General features: G+C 55.2%; 5 protein-coding genes. All 5 read right to left on the bottom strand.

The genetic code is table 11. The annotated features are described in order from the left end of the window. Nucleotides 1-11: 11 nt before the first annotated feature. A complete protein-coding gene (locus QMB55_RS05400) occupies nucleotides 12-770 on the bottom strand; it encodes a YqaJ viral recombinase family nuclease (protein ID WP_497587653.1) in 759 nt (252 codons plus the stop codon). A gap of 125 nt (nucleotides 771-895) precedes the next feature. Then, on the bottom strand, nucleotides 896-1,864 hold the full coding sequence (locus tag QMB55_RS05395) for a DUF932 domain-containing protein (protein ID WP_497587652.1): 969 nt from the start codon (nucleotides 1,862-1,864) through the stop codon (nucleotides 896-898). A 529-nt stretch (nucleotides 1,865-2,393) separates the two neighbouring features. Next, the gene (locus QMB55_RS05390; protein ID WP_497587651.1) at nucleotides 2,394-3,374 is read right to left on the bottom strand and encodes a DUF6387 family protein; all 981 of its coding nucleotides are present in this window, start codon (nucleotides 3,372-3,374) and stop codon (nucleotides 2,394-2,396) included. Between the two features lie 16 nt (nucleotides 3,375-3,390). Continuing rightward, nucleotides 3,391-4,617, bottom strand: a complete 1,227-nt coding sequence (locus QMB55_RS05385; protein ID WP_497587650.1) for a tyrosine-type recombinase/integrase — start codon at nucleotides 4,615-4,617, stop codon at nucleotides 3,391-3,393. A 173-nt stretch (nucleotides 4,618-4,790) separates the two neighbouring features. Continuing rightward, the gene (rng, locus tag QMB55_RS05380; RefSeq protein WP_497587649.1) at nucleotides 4,791-6,245 is read right to left on the bottom strand and encodes a ribonuclease G; all 1,455 of its coding nucleotides are present in this window, start codon (nucleotides 6,243-6,245) and stop codon (nucleotides 4,791-4,793) included. Nucleotides 6,246-6,277: the final 32 nt, after the last annotated feature.

Genomic DNA, 6,277 nt, shown 5'->3' with positions numbered 1-6,277 from the left:
CGGCGAACACCTCACTCCCTCACGCTGTTACACCACTTCCCGGGACACCGCCTTCCCTTGTCCTGCGGATAGAAAGAACGCAATGCCAGCTCTCCTGATTCCGATCCATCAGCCGGTGGTGGTGTATCCATCTCGACGTAACGCCAGAACGCAGCTTCCAACTGAATCAATCGAGCGATCAGGGCTTCATCCCGCTGAATGCGATGAATCTCCAAGTGCTGACCACCGATCAGCACAGCCACATCAGCAGCAGCCTTGCCGGTCACGACCAGTTGATGCTGAACCTGCAACTGAACGTATTCCGGCACGCCATCTTTCCAGAGTCGACTACCGTTGATCCCGGCGGTTTTGCATTCGAGGATCTGAACGTCCGGTGCGCCAATGACCTCGCGGTCGATATTTGCCAGCATCCAGTGCAACTGAGGATCGGGATGCTGAAGGACCGCATTGATCCGACGCACACGATTGCCGGAACGCCGGGTGTAGTGCGCAGCCACAATCGGTTCGAGGATGTTTCCCCAATAGGCAGGGCTCTCCTCATCTAGTGGATCAGTCTTCGGCAACAGACCATCACGGCCAGTTTTTTCCAGCCAGAGCTCAAGCTGAGATTTGTAGGGATTCAGGCCAACGGCAGCAGCGGCATCGGAACTGCCGATGCCTTGCCGGCGGACGTTCAGCCAGTCTTCCCGAGGCAATGCCTTGGTGCTGACCAGCCGCAACGCTGGCCGACTGGATTGCGAGGGTGAAAGCGGTACAGATGGGAGTGCCATGACAATCTCCAGAATGTAGGTAGGAAATAGATAGGCCTCACGAATTCCGGACAACAAAAAGCCTGGCCGGTATTTACCGAACCAGGCTTTCGAAGCGGGAAAACCGAGAGGAGGTTGGAAGCTAACTACGCCACCAGTTTTAATGCCGTATCCAGCGCTCGCTGCTTGATGACGGCACCTTGGCCAAACCAGGCGGAATCAAGCCGGTATTCCGGACTACGCGCACGTCGTTCGTGATCGACATACTCGGTCACGGCATTGAGTAATCCCCAGGCTGTGCCTTTGGCTGCCTCCAATTCAGAGCCACGACCCTGGCCGTCGTAGAGTGACTGAACTTTGGCAAGTGCGCGTTCATTGGTCAGGTTCGACAAGTCGGAACTGTTCGGATCAACTTCGCAGAGCACACGGAGGAAATAGGCCATCGCCTCATGGCTTTTCACCTTGCGTTCAGCCAGTGTCCGCATCCGGTACATAAAACCATCCCATTGCGAAACGGCAATCCCGAGTTGCTGCTTGACGGCCTGGGCATCGAACCGGGTGTTGTGCGGTACCTTGATCGCCGAGACCGCACCATTTACAGCGATGGTCAGGGTGTTGTTGCAGACGACACGGACCGTAGTTGGCGTGGCTGTTGTTGCCAGCGTACCGTCACAAGACGTGGCGAGCAGCAAGTAGCCTTGGACAACATCGTTGCCCTTCAGGGCGGATGATTGGCCGGTACGTGCCAGTGCCCAAAATTTCTTGCCGCCTTTCAACACCCCGGCAGTTTCCAGCTCGTAGCCTGCGACTTGCGTGAGGTCACGGTAGAACTCCAGCACTTCACTGGGCTGGACGACTTGGTAGCGGTTTGAGACGACCGACAAGGCATCCTGCGTATCCGAGCGATACAGGACTTTTTGATCGACGAAGGTTTTGATCGAACCGAGCAGACCGGCTGATTCGGCCATGAAACGGACAGGGGTTTCGAGAATCTGGAAGGACATACCAGACTGCTCTGCCCAAACTTCGATGGGCTGCTGCGGCGTGAGTTCGTTACCGAGGCCATGCCAGGGTGTTTCCCCGACGTACGCTATCTGTTGGACTTGATGTGCCATTTGAGGCTCCTTGAAAGATGAATGGGGATAACGGCAGATCAGCGGTCGCTGAACTCATGGCCGCAATCACCGCACTGCAGACTGCCGAGAACCTTCTCGTCGACGACATCGCCGACTTTGCCGCCGGCTATCGATCCGGCGGCACCACCGAGTAGGCCTCCGAGGATCGCTCCCGCGAGACCGCCGAGCAGCATGCCGGCAGGACCACCGACAGCACCTACCGCTGCGCCAGTTTGTGCACCGGACAGAGCACCACCTGCACCGGTAGCGGCACCGCCGACCGCACCGACGGTTGTGCCAATCCTTCTGGCGGTGTGAAGACGATGAATATTGGTCGAGTTACAGACGGGACATGAATTGCGCATGGATTTTTCTCCTGAAATGCAAAGAGCCAGTTACCTCAGCAGGTAACTGGCTCTCGGATGGATGGAAACAGAGGTTTGAAGACCAGGACGGCCTAGTTTTCAGTTTTTATATATGCAACCAAATAGGTTTCAGATGCAAATAGCTGGTCATCGATCAGAACAACTCAGGTTTCCTCGTAGCGAAGGGAGAAAAAAACAGAAGGCTGTATCAGGCTCTCTGCGCGAATCTTAGTATTTCTTAGCCAGTTTCTGTAATCGTCATCATCAATCCCGATACTTTCATCGTTCTTTTTATCCTCACTACGAAACAGCAGCCTAGCGAGCTGCAGTTCATCAAACTTTTTGTCAAATGCCTGCTGGTATAGCCATAAATCCATGTAAGGCAAAACACGCATCTGGTGCCACTCCTGCAGCTTTTCCAAAGTGACAACCTTGCGCTTGGCAACAGGGAATTCTGCCTGCTTTCTTGTTTCTTTCAGCCAAACAGAGAAAGCCTTGCACAGCCGTTCGTCATCGTAAAACAGATTTACTTTCAGTCCAAAATCACCAGCAAAACTAGGCATTTGTATATCTGCCCGCCATATCTCGTAATTTTCAGTGAGCGTATTTAACGCTTTGTCCTTCTGCGCTTTTTCTTCCCCATACAATAATGGAATGCCGAACGATGGCTCTTGCTGGGTAGATTCCCGCTCGACCAACTTGTCGATTTCAATCTCGAAAATGTTTCTGTAAAACTGGTCTTTTAATTTGCTGCCTGACTGGACTTCATCGCGGATCACTCTGTTACTGATCGGTGGGTGTTGCTCTAAGTGAACCGTTCGGTCAGCGAACTTGGCTTCGCCCATGAAGTGTTGAAAAAAGCCATCTTCTTTGAGAGGGATGGGCTCTTGAATCAAGCTCATCACCCTACTCCGAATATCATTCAACCTGGCTCTATTGATTGTGGACAGCGGTTCCGAACATTCGCTCCTCAATGCACGCTGCTCCTGAAATTCCTTGATTCTCCTCATCAAGGCAACCCTGTGGCCGAGTGCGGAAATCCAAAGCGAAAAATCGTCTCTGAATCTTCTGTATGAGTCTCGGTCAAAGTCTTCAGGAAAAGGAGGGCATTCCTTCTGCGGAGAAGACTGAGCTTTATCTATCATAATGGCCTTATGGGCGTTAGTTTATGGAGCGCTTTGAACCAATCTTTTTGCGTAGTGACTTGACCAGGAAATCGCTCCATTTTTCTAACGCGATTCTTCGCTCGTCGTAGTAGGTGTGTTGATCGTAAATTCCCTCTACCCCTGGCAGCTTGTGATTCAAGCACATTTCTGACACCTCACGAGGCACACCTAGTTTTCTAAGGTGGCTTTTCATCGTGCTTCGCAAGTCATGCGGCGTGAAACGCCTTATCTTGGGTGAGTGCTGTTCAATCCAGTAGTCGATAGCCTCGCGCATTGCATCTTTCGAAACTTCAGCATCGCCGCCATAACGAGCCATGCGTGCTCTTGATCGAGCCGGAAGAACGTAATCCGAGTTGCCGGCAATATCGATCAAGGTTTCAAACCACTCCGTAACAGCTTTCGAGAGCGGAATATCAATTGCATTCCCCGTCTTGGTTTTGGGGATGTGCCAACGTTTCTCTTCAAGGTGAACATTGGCCTTCAAGGCATTGTTCAGTTCCGAAATACGGACACCTGTTGCCAAGAGAATCCGGACCGAAAGCAGGTTCTCCAGGTTCATGTCTGCGTTCATGAGCACAGCAATTTCGTCGTCGGTGAGCATCAACCTAGTGCGCTTCTCCGGACGCTTACCAATGATCGCTTCCAGTTGGATGCCCGCACACGGTGACGCTACGATCAGTTTCTTGCCTGCAGCGTGTTTGAAGATCCCGCGCAACGCACACCAAAGAGTAAACAACTCAACCCAACCAGCCTTGACCCGCTCAATCTGTGCGACAACATCTGCGGGAGCAACTGACTGCACGGACATGGCACCCATGCCGTTTTCAATGCGCTTCAGATTTCTGCCGTAGCTCCGCTGAGTACTCTCTGCCAACGTACTCAAAACCAGGTCCTTGTAGTCACTGATCAGTTCACGGACCGTCCAGTCACGGTGGCTTTTTGCCTTGCGCACTTCATCCGCTGGATTAACACCCTCAACTAAGGCAAGGCGCTTTTTCGCCGCCATCAGACGTGCGGCAGCAAGGGAGATGTCGGGATACCGGCCAAGAGTCACCTCCTGTCGTCGCCCGGCATGGCTGAATCGAAGCACCCAGACTGCAGCACCAGCTGCTGACAAGGTAAAGGTCAGTCCGCCGCCATCAGATTTTGCTAGCGGAACGCCAGCACGTATCCACTTCCGAATCTGGATATCGGTCAGAAGGTTGGTTTGAATTTTGGCCAAGGTGGCTCCTCGAAATGCTTGGGTAGCTACCAGTCTAGCTACCCATCTAGCTACCATCAAGTTGATAGCTTCGATTATACGAGGATCACCTTAGATCAACAGAACAAACAAAATTTCATTGATTATTAACGATAATTTATAAACACAATGATCGCGGATCAACGAAAATTACGCTACATCAAAACAATGTCGTACTGCTCCTGGCCGTAACTCGGTTCGGCCTTGAGCGAAATTGGTTTGCCGATGAACTCGGAGAGCATGGCCAGGCCTTGCGACTCCTCGTCGAGGAAGATGTCGATCACCGGAACGCTGGCCAGAACCCGCAGTTCGCGGGCGTTGAACTGGCGCGCTTCGCGCAGCAGTTCGCGCAGGATCTCGTAACACACGGTGCGCGCCGTCTTGACCTCGCCGCGGCCGCTGCAGGTCGGGCAGGGTTCGCACAGGATGTGGGCCAGCGATTCACGCGTCCGCTTGCGCGTCATTTCGACGAGGCCCAGTGCGGTGAAGCCGTTGACCGTCAGCCGGGTGTGGTCGCGTTCGAGCGCCTTGTTGAACTCGGCGAGGACGGCGGTCTTGTGTTCGTCGCCGTCCATGTCGATGAAGTCGATGATGATGATCCCGCCCAGGTTGCGCAGCCTGAGCTGGCGGGCGATGGTCTGCGCCGCTTCGAGGTTGGTCTTGAACACCGTGTCGTCGAAGTTGCGCACGCCGACGAAACCGCCGGTGTTGACGTCGATGGTGGTCATCGCCTCGGTCTGGTCGATGATCAGGTAGCCGCCGGACTTGAGTTCGACGCGTCGGGCGAGCGCCTTCTCGATCTCGTCCTCGACGCCGTAGAGGTCGAAGAGCGGCCGCTCACCAACATAATGGTTGAGCAGGGGCGCGACCTTGGGCGTGAATTCGGCGGCAAATCCCGAGAGCTTCTGGTAATTCTCGCGCGAGTCGATGACGATGCTGGCGGTGTCGGAATTAACGAAATCGCGCAGCACCCGCAGCCCGAGCGACAGTTCCTGATAGACCAGCGCCGGCGGCGCCGCGGCCTTGGACTGGGCGACGATGTCGCGCCAGATCTTGCGCAGGTACTCGATGTCGCTCGCCAGATCCTCCTCGCTCGCGCCTTCGGCCATGGTGCGCACGATGTAGCCGCCCTTCTCGTCAGCGGCGACGAGGCGGGTCAGGCGCTCGCGCAACGCCTCGCGCTCGCTTTCGCTCTCGATCCGCTGCGAGATCCCGATGTGCTTGTCCTGCGGCAGATAGACCAGCATCCGCCCGGCCACCGACATCTGCGTCGTCAGGCGTGCGCCCTTGGTACCGATCGGGTCCTTGATCACCTGGACCATGACGCTCTGCCCTTCGAACAGCTGGCGCTCGATCGGGCGCGGCGGCTCGTTGCCCTGGCGCGACTCCCAGATGTCGGCCACGTGCAGGAAGGCGGTACGCTCCAGGCCGATATCGACGAAGGCCGACTGCATCCCCGGCAGGATGCGCACCACGCGCCCGACGTAGATGTTGCCGACCAGGCCGCGCGAGGCGTTGCGTTCGATGTGCAACTCCTGCACCGCGCCATGCTGCATGATCGCAACGCGCGTCTCTTGCGGAGTGAAGTTGATCAGGATGTCTTCGGACATGGGCAGGCGGTCTGAATGTCGCTGAATGCGGG

The sequence above is a fragment of the Propionivibrio sp. genome, from assembly GCF_041441355.1.
Taxonomy (GTDB): Bacteria; Pseudomonadota; Gammaproteobacteria; order Burkholderiales; family Rhodocyclaceae; genus Propionivibrio.
The sequence above is the reverse complement of the archived record's forward strand: the minus strand, read 5'-3'. Positions and strand labels throughout refer to the sequence as shown.

What these genes read in the sequence shown, in the direction of transcription:
- QMB55_RS05400 (WP_497587653.1), bottom strand. Translation starts at nt 770, where the DNA reads ATGGCACTCCCATCTGTACCGCTTTCACCCTCGCAATCCAGTCGGCCA.
- QMB55_RS05395 (WP_497587652.1), bottom strand. Translation starts at nt 1,864, where the DNA reads ATGGCACATCAAGTCCAACAGATAGCGTACGTCGGGGAAACACCCTGG.
- QMB55_RS05390 (WP_497587651.1), bottom strand. Translation starts at nt 3,374, where the DNA reads ATGATAGATAAAGCTCAGTCTTCTCCGCAGAAGGAATGCCCTCCTTTT.
- rng (WP_497587649.1), bottom strand. Translation starts at nt 6,245, where the DNA reads ATGTCCGAAGACATCCTGATCAACTTCACTCCGCAAGAGACGCGCGTT.